The 21,212-nt window shown below is 42.0% G+C and carries 19 protein-coding genes; 2 read left to right on the forward strand and 17 right to left on the reverse strand.

The annotated features are described in order from the left end of the window. Positions 1–31: 31 nt before the first annotated feature. On the reverse strand, positions 32–745 hold the full coding sequence (locus G3R48_RS08520) for a hypothetical protein (RefSeq protein WP_153664248.1): 714 nt from the start codon (positions 743–745) through the stop codon (positions 32–34). Positions 746–1,188: 443 nt separating this feature from the next. On the opposite strand from G3R48_RS08520, the gene G3R48_RS08525 reads away from it, so the two are divergent. Together G3R48_RS08525 and G3R48_RS08530 are read left to right on the forward strand one after the other, a co-directional pair. Next, the gene (locus tag G3R48_RS08525) at positions 1,189–1,917 is read left to right on the forward strand and encodes a flagellar basal body L-ring protein FlgH (protein WP_153664246.1); all 729 of its coding nucleotides are present in this window, start codon (positions 1,189–1,191) and stop codon (positions 1,915–1,917) included. Positions 1,918–1,920: 3 nt separating this feature from the next. Continuing rightward, positions 1,921–3,099, forward strand: a complete 1,179-nt coding sequence (locus G3R48_RS08530) for a flagellar assembly protein T N-terminal domain-containing protein (protein WP_153664244.1) — start codon at positions 1,921–1,923, stop codon at positions 3,097–3,099. Between the two features lie 65 nt (positions 3,100–3,164). Here G3R48_RS08530 and G3R48_RS08535 read toward each other — a convergent pair whose 3' ends face one another. From G3R48_RS08535 to G3R48_RS08610, 16 genes are all read right to left on the reverse strand, one after another. Next, positions 3,165–3,800, reverse strand: coding sequence for a pseudouridine synthase (locus tag G3R48_RS08535; protein WP_153664242.1), 636 nt, complete (start codon positions 3,798–3,800; stop codon positions 3,165–3,167). Between the two features lie 372 nt (positions 3,801–4,172). Beyond that, positions 4,173–4,337: a hypothetical protein gene (locus G3R48_RS08540; RefSeq protein WP_194823883.1), complete on the reverse strand. Its 165-nt coding sequence runs from the start codon at positions 4,335–4,337 to the stop codon at positions 4,173–4,175. An 86-nt stretch (positions 4,338–4,423) separates the two neighbouring features. Further along, positions 4,424–4,768 (reverse strand): hydrogenase maturation nickel metallochaperone HypA/HybF, encoded by a 345-nt coding sequence (locus tag G3R48_RS08545; protein ID WP_153664240.1) that lies wholly within the window; start codon positions 4,766–4,768, stop codon positions 4,424–4,426. Then, a complete protein-coding gene (gene hypE / locus G3R48_RS08550) occupies positions 4,768–5,778 on the reverse strand; it encodes a hydrogenase expression/formation protein HypE (RefSeq protein ID WP_153664238.1) in 1,011 nt (336 codons plus the stop codon). Before hypE ends, G3R48_RS08545 begins: the two co-directional genes overlap by 1 nt. Continuing rightward, complete coding sequence (gene hypD / locus G3R48_RS08555) at positions 5,768–6,913, reverse strand: hydrogenase formation protein HypD (protein ID WP_153664236.1); 1,146 nt, start codon at positions 6,911–6,913, stop codon at positions 5,768–5,770. The genes hypE and hypD overlap by 11 nt, the downstream gene beginning before the upstream one ends. A gap of 3 nt (positions 6,914–6,916) precedes the next feature. After that, complete coding sequence (locus G3R48_RS08560) at positions 6,917–7,153, reverse strand: HypC/HybG/HupF family hydrogenase formation chaperone (RefSeq protein WP_153664234.1); 237 nt, start codon at positions 7,151–7,153, stop codon at positions 6,917–6,919. Positions 7,154–7,156: 3 nt separating this feature from the next. Next, entirely contained in the window at positions 7,157–7,906 is a 750-nt protein-coding gene (gene hypB / locus G3R48_RS08565) for a hydrogenase nickel incorporation protein HypB (protein WP_153664232.1), read from the reverse strand. Between the two features lie 127 nt (positions 7,907–8,033). Continuing rightward, entirely contained in the window at positions 8,034–10,562 is a 2,529-nt protein-coding gene (gene hypF / locus G3R48_RS08570) for a carbamoyltransferase HypF (protein ID WP_153664230.1), read from the reverse strand. A gap of 72 nt (positions 10,563–10,634) precedes the next feature. Next, complete coding sequence (locus G3R48_RS08575) at positions 10,635–12,440, reverse strand: Kae1-like domain-containing protein (RefSeq protein ID WP_153664228.1); 1,806 nt, start codon at positions 12,438–12,440, stop codon at positions 10,635–10,637. Beyond that, positions 12,421–12,984 (reverse strand): HyaD/HybD family hydrogenase maturation endopeptidase, encoded by a 564-nt coding sequence (locus G3R48_RS08580; RefSeq protein ID WP_212593278.1) that lies wholly within the window; start codon positions 12,982–12,984, stop codon positions 12,421–12,423. Before G3R48_RS08580 ends, G3R48_RS08575 begins: the two co-directional genes overlap by 20 nt. Before the next feature lie 5 nt (positions 12,985–12,989). Continuing rightward, a complete protein-coding gene (cybH, locus tag G3R48_RS08585; RefSeq protein ID WP_153664226.1) occupies positions 12,990–13,655 on the reverse strand; it encodes a Ni/Fe-hydrogenase, b-type cytochrome subunit in 666 nt (221 codons plus the stop codon). A gap of 26 nt (positions 13,656–13,681) precedes the next feature. Then, a complete protein-coding gene (hyaB, locus tag G3R48_RS08590; protein ID WP_153664224.1) occupies positions 13,682–15,385 on the reverse strand; it encodes a nickel-dependent hydrogenase large subunit in 1,704 nt (567 codons plus the stop codon). A 2-nt stretch (positions 15,386–15,387) separates the two neighbouring features. Then, entirely contained in the window at positions 15,388–16,524 is a 1,137-nt protein-coding gene (hyaA, locus tag G3R48_RS08595; protein WP_153664223.1) for a nickel-dependent hydrogenase small subunit, read from the reverse strand. A 453-nt stretch (positions 16,525–16,977) separates the two neighbouring features. Then, positions 16,978–18,393: a leucine-rich repeat-containing protein kinase family protein gene (locus G3R48_RS08600; protein ID WP_153664221.1), complete on the reverse strand. Its 1,416-nt coding sequence runs from the start codon at positions 18,391–18,393 to the stop codon at positions 16,978–16,980. Positions 18,394–18,685: 292 nt separating this feature from the next. After that, positions 18,686–20,209, reverse strand: a complete 1,524-nt coding sequence (locus G3R48_RS08605; RefSeq protein ID WP_153664219.1) for a BCCT family transporter — start codon at positions 20,207–20,209, stop codon at positions 18,686–18,688. Next, on the reverse strand, positions 20,196–21,098 hold the full coding sequence (locus tag G3R48_RS08610) for a homocysteine S-methyltransferase family protein (RefSeq protein ID WP_212593280.1): 903 nt from the start codon (positions 21,096–21,098) through the stop codon (positions 20,196–20,198). Before G3R48_RS08610 ends, G3R48_RS08605 begins: the two co-directional genes overlap by 14 nt. Positions 21,099–21,212 lie beyond the last annotated feature (114 nt).

Genomic DNA, 21,212 nt, shown 5'->3' on the forward strand with positions numbered 1-21,212 from the left:
TAAAAAACATGAATGTTAATTTAAAATAAACTTAATTAGTTTTATCTTTATTATCAGTCAATGAAGAACCTATTTGATTAATAAAGCCTTCGTCGCTGCTGTTTGATAAATAATCTGTAGCTAATTTACTGGCCATCACGCCTGTGCCAATATAATCAGCATATAATAAGCTACCAGCAAGTTTTGATGCTGGGCTTGGCTGTGTACCTGTCGCTTGTTGGTATATATTTGAAATAATAGGCGTGTGATTCAATATATTGACCGAATCTAAAATATCATTTTCATCTAGCCCGTCTTCACCAAAAGCATAGTCATACACTTTTTGGCTTAAGCTTGGTTGTTGCTCTGTGTCTAATGCGTTATCCGCATCAGCTAATTGCGCAGCGGCTTTATCTTGCTCAGCGGTCATCGCAATTGAGTTTTGAATGATGCTGGTTTGCAAAGACCCTAATAATTCTTGTTGAAAATCAGCCACCATATTGTCGTCCATGGCTAATGAAAAAAAGCTGTCATCATTTAAGCCAATGTCAGCCAGCATCTTTTGCTGCAATGCATCTACCCCAAGTAAATCGGACGCAGAATTGGCGTTTAACATGCCATTACCAACCTGACTGACAGCAGAAACCGTGCTTAAAATATCACTGAATTTACCTGCATTGTCATTGAGTTCAGAATTGAGTGATGTATGCGATTTAATCGCACTAGCAGCTGTGTTTAATACGGATAATGCATCATGTTGTGACATAGAGTTATCTTATTTTATGTAAGACGGAACAATTTATATCGATAAAGGGAAGAGTGTATTGTTACTCAATATCCCAATAAATAAATGCGTGAGGTTATTTGTTTAAAAAGCGTACAGATATCGGTTTTAATATTTATTGTAGGTATTATTGTTAAAATATAGCGCTCGTCAAGCTTGATTTTGATATTTGTTTTACAGTTCGTTTTCGGGTGAATTACTTATGCAGTATCACAAAAAAATAATCCGCATCATTATCGCTTTAATTGATCATAATAATTAACTTTTAATGCGTTTTGTTAACTTATTTTGAGCGTTTATTACGCTAAGAGTGGATAAAGTATGTTGTAATTGTGGAGTTAGTGTGAATCTAGGCAATGTGTATGGATTAATATAAAAATATGCTTCAAAATTTTTTTATAACTTATAAATTCAGCTGCCTTGCAATGAATATTAAAACACCGCTTAGTCTGTTAGCTATCTTAAATATTTCAGCTTGTTCAACCACTGAGGTGGCTGAAATTAAAGTGCCTACCAAAGAAAACACCACCGTAAATGTGATTGAAAAGCCCGATGAAATCATGCGTGGTGATCCGCAGTATCGCCCTGTTAGAAACAATAACATTCAACAAGCGCAGCAGTTTACTGGGTCATTATTCAACCCTGATAACGTTTACAGTATTTATCAAAATAATAATCGCTATGAAGTGGGCGATATGATTCTTATTAGACTCAATGAAGAAATGACCTCTAATAAATCAATTAGTTACAAAAAAGATAGTTCAGACTCTTTTGAGCTTTCTCCGAATGTGACTGCGGGTAGCATTAATATTAACGAAAATAATTTAAGTGCGGATTACTCGCAAGATAAAAGCTTTGATAGCTCATCGGCCAGTAAACACCGTAATTCATTATCTGGCACAATTACGGTTGCAGTGCGTGAAAAATTGCCCAATGGCAATTTAATTGTCGCAGGTGAAAAATGGCTTAAATTAAATAAAGGCGATGAGTATGTTCGCTTTTCTGGTGAAATACGTGTCACTGATATTGGTTCTGACCATTCAATTGATTCGAGTATGGTGGGCAATACCATTATTGAAGTGAGTGGCAAAGGCGAGCAGCAAGATAACCAAGACCCATCACTTATTTCCAAGTTATTGGGCGTGTTTGGGTAACGTATGATTAGATATTTGCTGGCTTTGATGTTGATGCTATTGCCATGTGTAGTATCGGCACAGTGGTATTTAGGCCAAGCATCGATCCCTTATGATGGCGATAACTATAACGATGTGCGTAAAAAAGCCGTTGAATTAGCAATTGAAAATGCATCGTTGCAAGCGCAAAGCTTCATTAGTATTGAAACCACGGTTACGGGGGGGATTTTAACAAAAAGTGAAAGTAGTATTTCTTCTGCGCAGCAAATCAGTGAAATTGTCATTCTTAATGAATCTATTGCCGCAGGTAAGCTTACCGTTAACCTTAAAGTGAATATGCACTCATCGGCAAATTGCATTAAGGATCATTATCTAAAACAGCTAGTTGTGGCACAGTTTCCGCTATTAACTCCCGCACAAGCCGCCGCTGGCGACATTTCAAAACTGCCATTTCATGTTGCATCTCGATTTAAAAGTGAGTTAAGTAATCAACCTAATATTTTTGTTGAAGGGCTCATTTCGCAAATGGTTTATAAACCACAATCGAGCTTTGATAGCGTAGATTTAAAGTCGGTAAAAGCGATTTCTCATGGGCTTAATAGTGATTTTCAGAGTCAATATTTGGTGTTTGGCTATATCCGAGATGTGAGTTTGTATAACGAGATTACGTCGAGTTTATTGGTTAACACCAAAACCCCAAAGCGTAATTTTACGATTAAAGTGTTTATGTATGACCGGATCAGCGACAGTATTTTAGTGGAAGAAGAATATCACGGAGAAGGTGATTGGAGTTTTGACTCTAACGGCAATGTTGATCTGTCTAATAGCTTATTTTGGCGCAGTAATTATGGTCAAGCTGTGGTGAATACTTTATTTAAGGTAGCGCAAGATATTAATCGTAAGCTAAGTTGTGAACCAACAAAGGCCATTGTGATTAATACCGAGAATAACTTTGTCACTATCAATATTGGTAAGTTGCATGGCGTTAAAAAAGGCGATGTTTTTCAACATACTAAGTTAAGAAATATTAAGTTGCCTAACTCGATGTTATCGACCTTTATGCCTGCTGAAAAGCCCATTCATCTCGAAGTGGTGCAAGTGAGCAATAAGGTGAGTTTGTTGAAAACCCGTGTCGATGATCTGCAATGGGCTAATCAGCACCAAATTGACCTTTATGATGCCGTCACTAGTGTGTCTTTTTAATTTAGTGACCAGATGTAGGTATTTATTCGCTGCATTATCTGATGCAGTGAATTGAGCGGTGATTACTAGGTATTAAAAGCCTCTTGTAAATCAGCTAAAGGAATCACATCACCGCTGTGCATGTTGTCGATATGAATTGCCCCAATTCTTACTCTGACAAGTCGTAATGTGGCAAATCCTACTGCAGCGGTCATTTTCCTTATTTGACGATTCTTTCCTTCACATAAGGTGATAGAAACCCAACTGGTAGGGCCATGTCTTGCGTCACGTATTTTACGCCCCCGGCTTGGCAAGCTTGGCTCGCTAGTCAGTTTATGGACTTTACAGCTAAGGGTGAAGTATTTGTCGCCATTGACGGTAATCTCAACACCGGTTTGTAACTGGGCAATGGCTTCGTTACTTATGTCACCATCGACTTGCACATAATACTCTTTTTCAATCTGTTGACTTCTTACTCGATAACTCATCATGCCGTCGGTAGTGAGCAGTAACAATCCTTCTGAGTCGTGATCTAAGCGCCCAATGGCCATGGTGTTGGCAGGGAAATCATATAATTGCCCTATTAATGGTTTCTTCTTGCGTACTTCGGGCACAAATTGACTTAAAAATCGGTAAGGTTTGAATATTTTAAAATGCTGCTGAGCCTGAGCCTGAGCCTGAGTGGTATGTGATTGATTGGCGGATGAAGTCTTACTAGGCATTGGAGAATATTCTTAATAACAAAAGCGATAATGGCATTATTATACGCCAGTTTTGCGATTCACTTAACTTAGGTTATTGAGTTGTTTGCTGCGCTATTTAACCACAATCTGACGGCAGTTAGATGCAATGCGCTTCATGCTTAATGATGGAAAGTTCAAGTGTCATGTTAATGCCTTTTTCGATAAGCGATCCGTTTGATGCGCATACATTTCAAGCTATTTTAAGCGACTTTAAGCGGTGTGAGTTGAGCTTGATTAGCTCAATTCATCAGAGGAATAATGAATGAAAAGGGATAAAAAAGACGACTCAGTGTCGTCGTCTTTTTCGTGGTAAACGATAATGTGCTGGCATTATCTTTTGTGATTAAATGATTAGCGGGTTCGCTTCCAAATAATAAACCCGACAACAGCCACTAAGGCAATTGCAGGTACTAAATCTACCATGTGATGAAATAGGCCAACCCCGCCATGCCCCTCATGGGCTAACGCTAAAGTAGGTGTCGCGGCAAGTGCGGATAACGAGATAAGCTTTTTCATTGTATTTTCCTTTTTATAAACTTGATTACAAATTTTTGTCCATTTTATTGCCTTAATCTTAAGGCAATATGTATTTTTTGACTCTACTACGTATCCATTTCTAATTGCATCAACATCATGTCTTCACCATCAATAATTTGGGTGTTATTTGACTGACAATGACTGCAAATAATTGTGCGTTCAGTTTGCTCTGATGTTTGACCACATTGATGACACTGCAACACCAAGGGTTGAATTTGCATATTAAACTGCGCGTTAGCACAAATACCATCGAGTTTAAATGTTTCAAATGCTTGAGAAAGCAAAGCGGGTTCAACACCACTTAACATGCCAATTTTTACTTCCACACGCGTAATGGCTTTTGCTTGGTTTTCTGCACCTAAGGTTTCACACTGCTCAATTAACGCAGTAACAATTGAATATTCGTGCATTAACAAATCCTTGGCAGTAACTCACCTTGTGGTAAGTCTAGGTATCGATGACTGCCCCAAGGAGTGGTTAGTACAACTTTACCTGCATGCGCTTCGGTTACATGACCAATAATAGCAGCATGCTCGCAGTTACCGTAACGCTTCATTATTTCAACTGCGCCAGCTGCTGCCGCTTTAGGTACGGCTAAAATAAAGGTGCCTTCATTTGCTAAATCATACGGTTCAAAGCCAAATAGTTCACATAAACCTTTGACTTCATCAGCGACTGGAATTGCATCTTCGTCGACATCAATGCCCACATTAGAAGCTTTTGACCACTCATTCAATACTGCGGATAAACCACCGCGGGTGGCATCACGCATGGCATGTATTGGGGTACTTGTTGCGACTAATTGCTCGACAATTGGCCATAATGTTGCGCAATCACTGCTTAAGTCAGATTCGAGAGACAAGCCTTCGCGAGACATTAATATAGTGGCGCCGTGACGGCCGACATCGCGTGACACAATAATAGCGTCACCGGGTTGAATGTTTTTAACTGACACATTCGGATTGAGAATACGCCCAACACCTGTGGTATTAATAAATACTCCGTCAGCGCAACCTTTGGGTACCACTTTGGTGTCGCCGCATACAATGCGTGCACCCGATTTATGTAGCTCCTTCGCCATGCTATTGACGATGGTTTTTAAGTCATTAATGGCAAAACCTTCTTCAATAATAAAGCTGCAACTTAAGTATTGTGGCTCAGCGGCCATCATGGCTAAGTCATTGACTGTGCCAGCAATAGCCAGTTTACCAATGTCACCACCAGCAAAAAATAAGGGGGAAACGGTGAATGAGTCGGTAGTAAAGGCAACCGGGCCTGAAAGATTTAGCTTAGCAGCGTCTTCTTCGGCAGATAAAATTGGGTTGTCAAACGCGTTAAAAAAAACCGACTTAATCAGTTGGTCCATCTCTTTACCGCCACCACCGTGGCTAAGTTGAACCGTTTTAGACTTACTTGGCATTCGAGGTTCCTTTTTTAGCAGTTAAACCACCATAACGATAATAGGCATTACAGGCACCTTCTGAACTAACCATGCAGCTGCCTAATGGTGTTTCTGGGGTACAACCGCGACCAAACACTTTGCAATCTACTGGGTTAGCTAGCCCACGTAATATATCGCCACATTGACAGGCTTTATGGTCATCAATGAGGGTGGTTGGCAAGTGTTCTTTAAAGATAATTTCTGCATCACGATGACGAAATTCATCACGTAATTTTAGCGCTGAATTAGCTATTGGGCCTAAACCGCGCCAGCGAAATGAGTCACGCACATCGAAGTATTTGTCGATCATTGCTTGGGCGGCGACATTGCCGTCGTAAGTCACCGAGCGATTATATTGCACCTCAAGCTCAGCTTTGTTTTCAGTGCGCTGTTTTACAATTTGTAAAATAGACTCTAAGACATCAACCGGTTCAAAACCTGACACCACAACAGGGGTGTGATATTTATCTACCGCAGGTTGATACACCTTAGCGCCACTAATTACGCTGACATGAGCTGGGCCAATAAAAGCGTTAACTTTTGTTTTTGGCTCAGCCATTACAGCATCAATGGCAGGTGGCACTAACACATGGTTGATATGGAAATAGATGTTTTCAATACCTTGATGCTGCGCTTGGTCGAGTAATACTGCGGTCATTGGGGTTGAGGTTTCAAAGCCAATGGCAAAGAAGATCACGGTTTTATCAGGGTTTTCTTTGGCGATGGTCAAGGTGTCGAGCGGATCGTAAATGGGGCGAATATCACAACCTTCAGAACGCCATTTTGCCAAACTGCCTTTTGAACCAGGCACACGGATCATGTCGCCTAAGCAGACTAAAATAACATCAGGCAGATTCGCGAGTGCGGCAGCATGATCGATGCGCTCTTTTGGCATCACGCAAACAGGGCAACCTGGGCCATGGATGAAATTGATGTTGTCTGGCAGTAATTGTAATAAACCGTATTTCATGATGGTGTGGGTATGACCACCACACACTTCCATGATGTTAATGGTTTCATCAACTTTTGCCGCATGCTCAGCAATAGATTTTGCAAGAGTATGAATGGTTTCAGGATGACGAAAGCCTTGATATAAATCTTTTAGCTGCATCAGGGGTTACTCCTGTTCAGACATTTTTTCGACAATCTCTTCATACAACGCCAAGCTTTCTTGCGCCGCTTGTTGGTCAATTTTATTCATCACAAACCCAATATGGATCAGGACGTAATCGCCAATGGCTAGTGGTTCGGTCATTAAGTGGCAGCTGACTTGGCGTTTTACGCCCATGGTGTCAACCGTGACCGAGTTGTCATCATGAATTTCAACAACTTGAGACGGTACTGATAAACACATAAATTATGCCTGCTCTGCTAGTTGTTGTTTTAAACCAGCTTGTTGGGTGGCTAACCAGTCAACAAGTGGTTGTAAGCTTTGCGGTTCTTTTACTGAAATACTCATAACTTGAACGTCAGGGTTTAGTTTTGCCAGTTGTGCTTTAGCGCTTTCAACACTGAAGTCAAAATGCTGTTGTAAGTCTGATTTGGTGATAAGCACTAGGTCAGCCCGGCGGAACATGACGGGGTATTTTTCGATTTTATCGTCACCTTCAGGGATGGAAAGTAATACGATATTTTTGTGAGTGCCGACATCATAACTTGCTGGACACACTAAGTTGCCAACGTTTTCTACAAAACAGATATCTAATGGTTCTAACTCAACATGATGCAGTGCGCCATGTACCATAAAGGCATCTAAATGACAGGCCGAACCGGTTTGAATTTGGTATGCATTAATGCCTTTAGCAATTAAGCGGTCTGCGTCACGAGAGGTTTCTAAGTCACCTTCAATCACGGCATATTTCATGTCAGTTTGATCAACTAGGTGCTCTAAAAGCGTGGTTTTACCGCTACCGGGGCTGCTCATAAGGTTGAAAGCACAAATGCCATTTTTTTCAAAATGGTCGCGGTTGTGTTGTGCTTCAACGTCATTTTTATCCAAAATTTTATGGATGACTGACAAGGTTTTTTTGTCGTTTAATTGTGGGTTTGTGTGTAATGAGTCGTGATGGTGATCGTGAGTCATTGAACAACCGCAGTCTTGGCACATAATCGAATTCCTATTTTTTATCTATATTTCAGTTTGCGATAGATTAAGCTCACAAACGTTGACAGAAATCAGCTTAATTAGCTTTTTAAAATCTAAGCCAATGTTGCCTTGGTATTTGTGATTATCATCACACATTTAGTGTGCTGATATCGGTAGAAAGGGGGGGCGCAACAGTACTGCTGTTCGCTTGAAATAGTGGTAGTTGATGTAACCCATACCACAATTGACCTAAGGCTAAACCGCCGTCATTTACTGGGACATAATGGCTTGGTAGTCGCGTTAAATTATTACGTTTTATATTACGTAAGCATTGTCTAAATAATAGCTTGTTTTGAAATACGCCGCCACAGAGCACGATAGGGTATGTCGCATACTGCAGGGCTATATCTTCGACGCCTTGAGCTAGTGCTTCAATAAATTGCCATGCTAATAACGCTGTTTGTTTATCGGTGTTTTCACAGGGTTGTAGTCGTTGTTCAATAAGTTGTTTTAGCAGTGCTTGGCTGTCCCAAACAGTGACCTTTTTAGGTGACTCAACTTGCTCGTTAAACTCTGAATGAGTGACTGACTCCGTAGCGATATCGCCTGCGGCACTCGAAACCATTGACAGTGATAATAGGGGGGGGGCGCTTTGGCATACCTGTGTGCTTGAGCTTGATTGCGCTAAAGCCGCTTTGGCTTCAATCAACATGCCGGCTTGACCCTCAAATTGATTTGTCTCAATTAAATTAAGCGCGACTGCCACAGCATCAAATAAGCGCCCAACTGAGCGGCACATAATACCGTGACGTGGATTTTTCCATAACAGGTACAAATTATTTAGCTGCGAATCACTTAGCTGTTTAATGGCATTTATCGGTAAGTGTTTGATGGTTTCTAAGCTAAAACTGCTAAACAATAATGACAATAAAATACGTACAGGCTGTTTAATGGCTTGTTCGCCGCCAATTAATTTAAAGCCGCTAAAATGAGCCACAGTGGTAAAGCTTTGAGTATCGGCCAGCATCACTTCACTGCCCCATAGCTCTCCTTTATCGCCAAGCCCGGTGCCATCATAACTAAAGCCCAGAACCGGTTGTGTTTGTTGATTTGCCGCCATAATGGCTAAGACATGGGCGTAATGATGTTGAATGGTGATTAGGCTGACATGGGGGTGTTCACCATATTCACTTGCCCAGCGACTCGGCGTGTAATTGGGGTGTTTGTCATGGATGACATAATCGGGTGTAAAGTCGTACAACCGCTTAAAGGTTTCAAGGCTGCGTTCAAAATACGATTGGGCTTCTAAGCTGTACAAGTCGCCGATATGAGGCGATAAAATCATGTTTTGCTCAAACCCAAAGGCGAGGGCATTTTTTTGTTGGCCGCCAACGGCTAATAGTGATTGTGCGATAGCTGCGTGACCGGTCGGCAAGGTGAGCGGCGCATAACCTCTTGCAAGGCGAATAACTTGTAATTGTTGGTCAATGACCTGCACCACACTGTCATCACAAGCATTTAAAATTGGCCGGTTATGGTCGAGTACGGCGTCAACAACATGACTAAGGTGGTTGATGATCGTGTCGGCATCACAAATCATGGGTTCACCACTGCGGTTAGCACTGGTCGCAACCAAAGGTTTGCCAAATGCATTCATTAGCACATGATGCAGTGGGGTATAAGGTAAAAATAACCCCAGGCGATCGATATCAGGTGCCACACTCGGTGCAAGCGCATATTGAGTAGGAATGTCTATCTCAGCCATCAATCTTTTTTGCATCACGGTAATGGGTTTTTCGGCGCTATTAAGTACCTGCAACTCTGCTGATGATGCATTGACATAATAGGCTGCTTGCTCGGCATTTTTTACCATTACAGCTAACGGCTTTGCGGCTCTATTTTTACGTTGGCGTAATAATTTAACTGCATCATTATTGGTGGCATCACACATAAGGTGAAACCCACCTAAGCCTTTTAGTGCAATGATTTTACCTTGTTGTAGTAAATCGATTGTTTGGTTAATTATCGCCGCCGTGTTGCTTTGAGGGGATGGCTTTAATTCCGCTGCTGTCGCGCTAATATTGCTATGTGAAATCAACTGCAAACTTAAATGTGGGCCACAATGTGGGCAACTAATAGGTTGAGCGTGATAACGTCTATTTAACGGGTCTTTATAAGCTCTAGCGCAGTCATCACACATATCAAATGCCGCCATTGATGTGTTACCACGGTCATAAGGCAGTGCTTGGACAATGCTGTAACGAGGCCCGCAATTGGTACAGTTGGTAAAAGGATATTGAAAGTGACGATTATCAGGATCGTTCATTTCATTCACGCAATCTTGGCAGGTACTTTTGTCGCCTGATAATGCCACAATCGCTTGTTGCTGGCCTTTAGTGCTTTGGATAATGCTGAAATTATCCAAAGCAGGGCTTAAGAGCTGCGATTGAGTTTGTATCGAATCAATACGGGCAAGTGGCGGCGGGCTTTGTTCAAGTATTTGTAAGCAGTGGTTAATGTTTTCAAGTTCACCTTGAAAGACAATACTGACACCACGATGATCATTTAGCACCGTGCCTGTGAGGTGGTGTTCAGTCGCTAAGCGGAAAACAAACGGTCTAAATCCCACACCTTGAACAATGCCTTTAATGAAAATACTGACTTGTTGTAACGCCATAAAGCCCCCTCAACGTTATTAATGTACCGCCCAATGTATTAATAACGTGCCTAACTGTGATTCGATGCCAGATTAACGACGCCGTTGAGTGAGGAAAAGGCCACCTATGGCAAGGTTAGCGCCTTCTAGATCCAGTTGTTTATTGATCACAATTGGGATGTTTTTGCCAACGCGCAAACGAATGCGTTTGGCCAGTACTGGGTTATCAAACTCACTGCCAGCAAGTACAAGGTTATGTACACCGGTGTTGTTATCAATATGCTCAACCCAGTTGCTTAGGTAGTCAGCAAGCGAGTCGTGAAAAGCAAACGCTAATTTGGTTGTGTCATCTTCGCCAGCTAAACGGAAACTCATTAATGAGCCTAATGTTTTACACCAGTTAATGCTGCGTTGTGCGCCTTGCAAAATTAACGGGAAATCAATGCGTGGTGCATTAGAGCCTCTATAGCTCATCGCGTCACTGACAAAGTTATCAGCCAATTGTTGTGTAACCGATTTAGCGCTGCCTGTTGGTAGTTTAATACCGACAACACAAGCCGCGGCAACCATAAAGCTGGTTACTGAGTTAGCATGAGTCGTAATGGCTAAGTTCATTAACGCGTTATAGCTGTCAGGGTGGGCGGCTTTAAACTTCTCTACCAAGCCTTTTTCAGGGCTTTGATTGAGTTGATTAATGATTTCTGAGCCGACACTTGGCATTTCGGGCATCTCTAAGAACAGCTCTGCTTTACTGTCTTGATCGACCATGACTATTTGACTGGCTTGATATCGACTAAAAAACAACACGGTTGCGTATTTAGGCTTGGTACTTTTACCATTAACATCTTTGCTTTGTAACCCAGCATAAAGCGCACATTCTGCAGCATGAGTTGCTGGAGAAATTTGCTGTTGTTCTTGTTGGCTTATTTGCCAGCTAATGTGCTTTTTATGGCTGGTGGCAGTGTAGGCCAAGTTGCCAATTTGAGCGCAAGCTTCATCATGTAATGCTGATAATTTTAATTCTGTTTGACCCGCCTGAACCAGTTGTTTTGCAACCCACTGTTCATCAATTAATGCAAGCTTGAGTGGCGGTAATTGGGTATTTGCTGACGGGGTAAATTGGCTGTAAATCCAATTAACGCCTTTCTGGCGTAACTTCTCACATAGCACCACCAGTAAACGGTTACTGGCAAATTGCACGTCAACCATTGACGCTTGCAAGCTTGCCGCGCCAGCTTCATTGGTGTTGATGTTAAGACACGGTTTTTCATGACTTGATAAGGCTTGAACTTGCTTGTCGTTGAGCTGGAAGAAGTCATTTAAGGTGTTGGGATTACACACAATAATAGATGGACGTTTACCTGCATCGCCAATAGCGGTTAATGATAGCGTCAAGTTGTCATCAACTAGATGCAGGGGTTGCTTCTCAAGCAGTAACTGCGCGAACGCGAAAATATCTTGTTCGCTAAGGGCATCATGCGCTGTGGGCAGTTTATTTTGGCCGCCACAATGATCACAAGCTAAGTTGATATCACCAAATTGCGGGTTTTGGTTGTCGCCAAATTTAGGTTGGCAATGGTGACAAAAAACTAAAGGTGCAACAGGTAAATGCACATCTTTACCCAAAGATGATGTTGGGTATTGACGTTCTTTTACCAGTTGCATTTTTGAATCAACTAACCATACCGACAACAAAAAATGTTCGGCAATATCTTCAGCTAATGTTTCAAGTTCAGCTTGAGAACCGGTTGCTTCAATCACGTAGTGAGTGTTGTGTTCTTCACCAGTGAACTGGCTTGCACTGATATTAAAAACATGACGAGCTATATATTCTTGGCACAGGTGTCCGTATAAAGGGACAGGCTGCGAACATATAAACTCAAACTGAATATGGTGCATCGATTTGACCTCGCTTATAAGCATCAGGAATGACTTGTTCTATTTTCACTGAATCGTCTTTAGTGTGGCTAAACCCTAACGATTCAATATGTGCTAAAAGTGCTTTTTCCATGGTGGGTATTGCACCGTATAGTTTGTCAGTTAACCCTAACACCATAGGTTCAATTACTGTTGGAACAACACCTAAAATATGGGTTTCAGGGCGATCGCCGACCATATCCATCATTGTTAGGGTTTGTAGCATTTCAACTTCATGAGCACTGCCTTGCCAGTCAATCTCTGCAGGGGCCTGATCAAAGTTAAAGAAATAGACATCGCCATATTCAGCATCATGACAGTTAACAGTATCGACGATAATGAGTTTGTCATATTGGCAGATGATGCGGATCAGACCTTGAGCTAGCGTACCGCCATCGACAATATCTAGCTGGTGGTCTGAGTGAGAGAAGGTGTATTTTTCAGCAATGTAATTTGTGAAATGTACGCCGACTCCTTCGTCGGCGTACAGTACATTACCAATACCCAAGAGTAATATTTTGCTCACTAGGGTTAATGATCCTTATGGTAGTCATATCCTGACACGATTGAATCAACCGAGTTGTGTTTAAAGCGAATACCTGACCACACAGCCATATATACGTGTATTACTGCAAAGATAATAAATGCCCATGTCAAATAATGATGAATAATACGGACATTGGCTAAGCCGCCCATTTGCATCATTATCCAAGCTGAACTATCCCAAAGCATACCCCCTAATCCTTCATGGTAAACGTTGGCATAAAGCACTAAACCAGTAATACAAATCAATAGCGCCACAAATGAAATTGCGACATAAGTAACAAACTGCAGTGGACCATAAATCCCTGCTTTATTTAAGTGCCCCATCCATACATAAGATTTAAGCTGAGTAATCCAGCTTTTAACACTCATGACGTCTTTAAATGAGCGTCTTTCAATGTCATTTCGACTAAAGAAAAACAGATAAAAACGGACCAGGGTGATGGCTGTTAATACAAAACCAAATACGACGTGTGCAAAACGAATCCAGCCTTGCACTAATACGTCACTTGATTCTGGTGCGACTAAAAATGGCCACGAGATATAAAATCCTGTGATAACCAAAGCCAAAATAGACAACGCACGTAGCCAATGGAAAATCCTAATGGCAGGTGTGAAAATGAGCTGTCTCTTATGGGTTGCTTCGTGTTCCATAGCTCCTCCTTTCTAACCAACAAGTGTTAGAAACCATTAGGTGAAAGTTTAAATTGACCTAATTCTTGTTTTTTGTAGTCCATCACGTGTACAGAACAAGCCATACATGGATCGAATGAGTGGATCACACGGATAACTTCAAGCGGTTTAGTTGGATCTTCTAGTTTCAAGCCAACTAATGATGCTTCGTATGGACCCACTTTACCGTTTACATCAACAGGACCTGCGTTCCAAGTTGTTGGTACAACGGCTTGATAGTTTTCTACTTTACCGTCTTTAATACGGATCCAGTGACTTAGCATGCCACGAGGCGCTTCCATCATTGAGTAACCTTCATATTCTTTATTAGGGTCAAGCTCTGGTGTCACATAGGTGCTTTCATCGCTTTGCATGTTAACGAGCATTGCATCGAAGGTTTTTAAGCTTTCTTCACCAACAATTTTTGCTTGTAGCATACGTGCAGCAGTTCGACCAAGCGTGGTAAATAAAGCTGAAAGGGGTAAACCTGCTTCTTTAAGGAAACCATCAACGGTCTTAGTCACAAGTTCATTGCCACGGGCGTAACTAACAAGCAGTGAAGCTAGTGGACCCACTTCAACAGGCTCGCCATCGTAACGTGGTGATTTAACCCAAGAATATTTACCGTCACCATCAATTGTTGGTAGCTTACCGTAAACAGTATCGCGCTCAACAAAGCCGGTATAGTTAGGAATAGTTGTCCCTTCATACGGATGTTGAGGCCCGTCAGCTTCATACCAAGCGTGGGTAACATCTTCTTTAATCAGATCAGGGTTGATGTCGCTTACATTTGAAAGGTCAGCATTCATAATGATGCCACGCTCAAATAAAGACTCGCCATTAGCAATAACGAAATCATTGGTTGCCATGAAGTTCTTCACTGCAACACCACCAAGGACACTTGGTTCGTTACCGTAAGCGGCAGCGGCCATCAAAATGTCCGCTTTATAAGCGCGATTGATGAAGTCTTGAACTTCAGCGTGCTTTTGTTTCCACTGTTGTAAACGTGCCGGGCTTAGCATGTCACGTACTGAGGTGACACCACCAACAACTAAAGACTGTGGATGCGGAGATTTACCACCGAAAATAGCGAGCATTTCTGCAGCAACACGTTGAACTTCGAGTGCTTTTAAGTAGTGAGATAATGCAATTAAGTTTTGCTCAGGCGTAAACTTATACGTGCTATTACCCCAATAAGCGTTAGCGAATGGGCCAAGCTTACCTGAGTCAACTAACCCTTTTACTTTCTCTTGAACGGCACGTAAATCACCTTCACCTGCAGCAATAGGGGTTGTGGTGTATTTTGTTGCTTCTTGAGCGGCTAATGCAGGATCTGCGCTTAGTGCCGATACCACGTCAACCCAATCAAGACCATGTAAATGGTAGAATTGCACAATGTGATCGTGCATAAATAATGACGCTTGCATTAAAGAGCGTAAGTATTTCGCGTTTAGCGGAATTTTTACATCTAATGCATCTTCAACTGCTTCAATGCCACTGCGGTAATGAGAATAAGTACATACACCACAAATACGTTGTACTAATAAACCCACGTCCATTGGGGTACGACCTTTAAGAATGACCTCAAGGCCACGCCATAGTGTTGATGATGACCATGCTTTGGTAATGGTATTATTTTCATCGACTTCAACTTCAACACGTAAATGCCCTTCAATACGGGTGATAGGGTCAATAACGACGCGCTTGCTCATGGTTAATCCTCCAATGGCTTAGCAAATAAACTGGCAACGGCGTGAGCACCGATACCGACAGCGGTTGCACCTAATACAACAGCACCAATGGTGTCTGCAGTTGCATCTATGCCATGAAATAATTGTCTTCCAAGTGGCTTTTCAAAGTCAGCCATGTCATCCCAGAAATTAGGTTCAGAACACCCCATACAGCCATGTCCAGCAAGTACTGGCCAGCTTGTGTGTGCATTAAAACGTTCTGTTGGACAGTTGTTGTAAGTGTAAGGACCTTTACAACCCACTTTGTATAAACAGTAACCGTCTTTCGCTCCTTGATCGCCAAAGGTTTCAACAAATTCACCCGCATCAAAACGACCACGGCGTTCGCAGTTATCGTGAACACGTGCGCCATAAGCCCATTTAGGACGATTGAAGATATCTAAAGCCGGTAATTTGCCGAACATGATGAAATACATCAATGTACCGACAATATTTTTTTCGCTCGGAGGGCAACCACCAAGGTTGATAACCGGCTTATCGATGACTTCTTGTACGCCTTTTGCACCCGTTGGGTTGGGTGCAGCAGCTTGTACACCACCAAATGCAGCACAAGTACCGACAGAGATAATCGCTGCTGCATTTTCAGCTGCGGCGGTGATAGTGTGAAGACCTGTGTGACCTTTACAACCAACCGTTAAATATGCACCGTTGTTTGCCGTTGGCACCGCACCTTCAACAGCAAGTAAATAGCGACCTTTATAAGTCTCTAATGCATTTTCAAGATTCTCTTCTGCTTGCCAACCGGCGGCTGCCATTAATGTTTCATGATACTCAAGTGAAATATGATCAAAAATTAAGGTGTCTAGGTTAGGCGTATCTGTACGAATGAGTGATTCAGAACACCCTGTACATTCAGCCATGTGTAACCAAATTAATGGCACACGGTCGGCTATTTCTGCTGCTTCAGCAACTAATGTGCTAAATGGAAGTGGCAATGCAAGCATTGCTGAGACTGCGCCAGTCCACTTCATAAAGTCACGTCGTGTTATCCCTGATTCTTCCATCTTTTGTTGGAGGGATACCTTTTGCCTTGGGGCAAATTGACGTAGATATTCAAGGCGTTGTTTACCTTGTTCATAGAGCGCTGCATGGTTGTCCATAGTCTAACCTTTTATCATTTGCACAATGGGTTGATTTTATCCACTAACTGATAGTAAAGAGTGTAGACTCAATTCAACTTGATATATATCAAGCAAAATTAATTAATTTGATCTACGACTCATTAGGTTAAATGCTTATTTTTTTAATTTATATAAATCAACCACTTAAAATAGGCACGTGTATGGTTAAACTTTATTTAATATTGACTAAACCATTGAACTTTCATATTTTTAGGTAATCTAAAGTGCCATTATTTTCTCTTGCATGGCCATCAAGGGGCATAATTGTGATAAATGCACGTTTATGGCTAACTTTTTAAGAAAAGGTCAAAGTCTATTTGTTAATTAAGCTAAAAATAATGCAGTGGGATATATGGTATTTGGGCTAATTAGACGTCATAAATAAACTAATACCCTGAATAAACTGGGTATTAGTTATTTTGATTAAGCAGGTTAACCTAGTTGGTTAAGTTGTGTTTCTAATGCTGTAAATGTCGGTCTTGCAAACGCATTATCTTGTTGGCACTGCAAGACTAAACACATTAGTTTTTGTGCGGTAGTTGATGCTGTTTGCTCAGGTTGTGTTAGCTCAATATCCGTTGTTGAAATGTAACCTAAGTTAAGTTGCTGTTGCAGTAAATCCTCTAACATATTTCCCCAAGCACGAACTTCAATTGCTTGCATTAACTGTGCTTGAGTTGGCGTTAGCGTAGTTAAATCTGACGCTGCGCCAAAGTCACCAAATAACATATTGGCTTGCGTATCTATCATGGTGTTATGCGCGTATATGTCACCATGGCTGACTTGATTGTGATGCAAGTGGTTTAGTGCATTGGCCATGCTGGTCATTACCTTTATGATATGAGCCATGCTGATATCCATATCGGTAGAAAAGGTATCACGGGTACACGTGATTAAAGACGGTGGTAGGCCTAAGTTGTAAAAATGTGCAGGGATGAGCTCCATGACTAAGCCTAATTGCCCTGGTTGCGTCACCTGTGCCAACACCTTAATTAAATTAGGGTGATGCCCCGCGCTTAAACAACAATGCAGTTCATCACTTGGGTATCCATCAGAGGTGACCGCACCTCGAAACATTTTAACCGCCACTTCTTTGTCTGTCATTGCTGTCAGCTTATCTTTCGCTGCAGCGGTTTCCTTGTGTTGATGTTGAGCATTGTTTACCGATGGCTGCCGCCAAGTTGCTTGGTAAATGACCCCTGATGCTCCTTGACCTAAATGGTCGCCTAATTGCAACTCCTCAAGCTTGGCGTGGCAAAAGTTATTGTGAGTTTGCTGGCGATCAGTTGCGGGGTTGCCACTAAATGCTAACCAAGCCAATTTAGGCATTGAAAGTAGCCATTGAGGAATAACGTCAAGCTGATTAGCTGACACACGTAATAATTCAAGTTCTTGGCATTGCTGCATGCTTGAAGGCAACGTTGTGAGCTGGTTTCCCGCCAGAGCAAATTTCTTTAGTCGAGATAAATCGCCGATTGAGTCGGGCAGTTGGGTGAGTTTATTGTCAGTTAAAATAAGCCAACGGGTTGCTAACGGGAAACAATTTTCAGCCGCGTAAGTAATTTGGTTGGCTTTAAAACCAATCATTTCAAGCTTTGGGCATTGAGCAATAATGGCTGGTATTTCACTAAAACAATTAAACGACAAAAACAGGATTTTAAGCTCAGTAAGTTGAGCAAATTCATCGGGCAGGCTGCTTAAGCGATTGTTGGATAAATCGAGCACTTCAAGCGTGCTGGCCAATTGCAGTATTTCCAGTGGAAATTGGGTTAATTGCTCTGCTATTTGTAAGCGTTTTAGGCCGGTATGGGTTAATTCACCTGATGTTAATTGAGCTAGCGTGTGCAAAAGCAATTCCTGAACGTGGCTTTAAAAATGGCGCTCATAATAAATCAACCTCAGCAATATAAACACTAAAACATCATAGATGCCGATGTTAGCACTAAAGAGAAAGGCTATCGCCACTAGCGCTTTTATTAACATATGAACGGTATACCACAGCCACAAAATAAAAATGAGAGCCTAAGCTCTCATTTTTTGTCTCGCTTTATCGCGTCTTATTCATTGGGCGTAATTCATTGGGTGTAATTCATTGTGCTTTGTCGAACGGTTAGTTAATTTTAAAAGGGTTAAGCTTGGGTTAATTAAGCGAATGCTTAGTCAGTTGGACTAGTTTAGCGTCAGACAAACCGTGTAATTCACTCATGAGTTGTTTTAGCAATATGGCAAAAATAAACATCATTGGTAGCCCTGCCACAACACATAATGACTTAATGGTGCTAATACCGCCGCCGGCTAAAAACACACTAAAGCTAATTAATGCAATTGCCCCAGCCCATAATAATTTGACTTTATTGTCTGGGTCGCCGTTTAACTCTAAACGGTTGGTTGTCAGCATTGCCGTGGTGACGCTTGCACTAGACATGGTGGTTAACATAAAGAAGAACTGGATGATTAAAAACACCCCTAAAACGAACGAGCTTGCTGGCAAGGTTTTAATCAACGACACCACGGCAAAAGGTAAACCGCCTTCACTGACCCATTGCTGAACTGGAAAGCCGCCGAGCATTTGTGCCCAAACCGCATAACCACCAAAAATTGTGATGAAAAAAGCGCAACCTAATGAGCCCATGGAAATGGTGATTAATATGAGTTCCTTAATGCTGCGACCTTGGGATATTCGGGTAATAAACAACCCCATCATAATTAAGTAGGCGTAATACCAAAACCAATAATATTGCGTCCAACTTTGCGGGAATCCACTTTGCTGAACGGGGTCTGTCCACAGTGACATTCTAAAAAAGTTATCGAGCATCATCCCAACAGAGTCGGTAATGTTATTTAGAATAAATTGTGGATGGGTACTAAAAAGCAAAAATAAGCTGAAAGCAATGGCTGCAATAACGGTGTAATCAGACACTTTGCTGATGCCTTTATTAAAGTCCACTAGCATCACAAGCACTAATACCACCACAAACAACAAAATAATGCCGCCTTGTAAAGCAAGACTGTTGTGAATACCCAATAGATCAGCCGCGCCGGCACTGAGTAACGTAACAGTTAATGATAGTGAGCTAGCAAATGCAGCTAATGTGCCAAATATAGCTAGTAAATCAATCGCCTTAGCTGCAATGGGGTTTTTACCTATTACTGACTCACATAGGGTTGATACCTTTAATGAACGCTGCTTTTTGACATAAAAAGCATAGGCAAATGGAATAGCCGGAAAGCAATAAATTGCCCAGCCTGTTATCCCCCAATGGAACATTGAATAGGTGACCGCCCAGGCTGCTGCGGTATAGCTGTCAGCTTGGGCAAACAACGGAGGAGACTGTAAATAACTCATGGGTTCACCAATCCCCCAATAAATTAATGATGCCCCCACACCGGCAGTAAAAATCATCCCACTATAAGTAAAGAGACTGTATTGTGGGGCGTGATTACCGAGTTTAATTTGGCCGTATTTAGAAAAGGCTAACCAAAATAAGAACCCTACTAAGGCTAAGCTTGCGAGTTCGACCAACCAGCCAAACCAATGGGTAACAAAATCCATTGCCACATTCGTCATCGCTTGAGATTGTGTTGGAAATCCCGCTGCTAGAAATAATAAAACGATGACCAATAACACTGCGGGTAATGCTAAGGAGTAATTAAGATTTTTCAATGCGATGACTCCAATTGCTAAGTGATTGAATATGGCTTGGTTCAATGCCGCAGCAACCGCCAATCACGCGTGCCCCAGCTTGATACCATTTTTTGGCAAAAGCCAAATAGTCTGCCGGCGTTAATTCACGCATACCTTGAATGGCATCATTCGCTTGATGGCCCGTTGTAATCGGGGTGAAGCTGTTTGCGTAAACGCCAATGACAATATCTACGTTATTAGCAGTAATAATGTCATTGGCAATAGCAATGGCTTGTTCGCATACTTCTGGAATGCAGCAGTTAAAATACACTCCCTGTGCGCCTGAATCGCAGACCTGTTGTACGACATCTTGCACGCGCTCACCTGATCGCAGCTTGGGTTCACCATCAAGACTGTCGGCCAAACTAAAGGAGTAACAACACGCTTTGTTTGTTGCTGATAGCACGTTTTCAATCACCCTAAATTCAGCCAAGCTCGACAGGGTTTCAGCTAACCACATATCCACATAAGCATCTTGGGCGTCAAATAAGGTTTGGCTGATAGCTTTGGCGGTATCGGCTTTAAACAAGTCGGGGCGGTAACTGCCTAGTGCTGGAGGAATACAGCCGGCGACTATTACTGACTGCGTGGCTTTATCTGCACAATCACGGGCAAGTTTGGCGGCCAGTTGTGCCAATGCAAACCCTTGCTCAGCGTATAACGCTTGACCTAAATGAAAGGGAACACATGCGTAACTATTGGCGGTAATAATTTCGGCGCCAGCATCAATAAAACCTTGGTGAGCTTGTTGCACACTTTGCGGCGCTTCAATCAGCGCTTGTGCGCTCCATAATGGTTGGCTAAACGGCGCACCAATGCGTTTTAACTCGCGTCCCATTCCGCCATCAAGAATTGTTAATTTGCTCACTATAAACACCTTATACAACATAAAATAGAGGCTGGTATTTAACGAAAGATAGCCACTATTACAAGTGAAAACGGCTCACGCGCTAAATGAATAAAACTTGATTAAACCAAGCTA

It is taken from the genome of Shewanella intestini, assembly GCF_018221465.1.
GTDB lineage: Bacteria > Pseudomonadota > Gammaproteobacteria > Enterobacterales > Shewanellaceae > Shewanella > Shewanella intestini.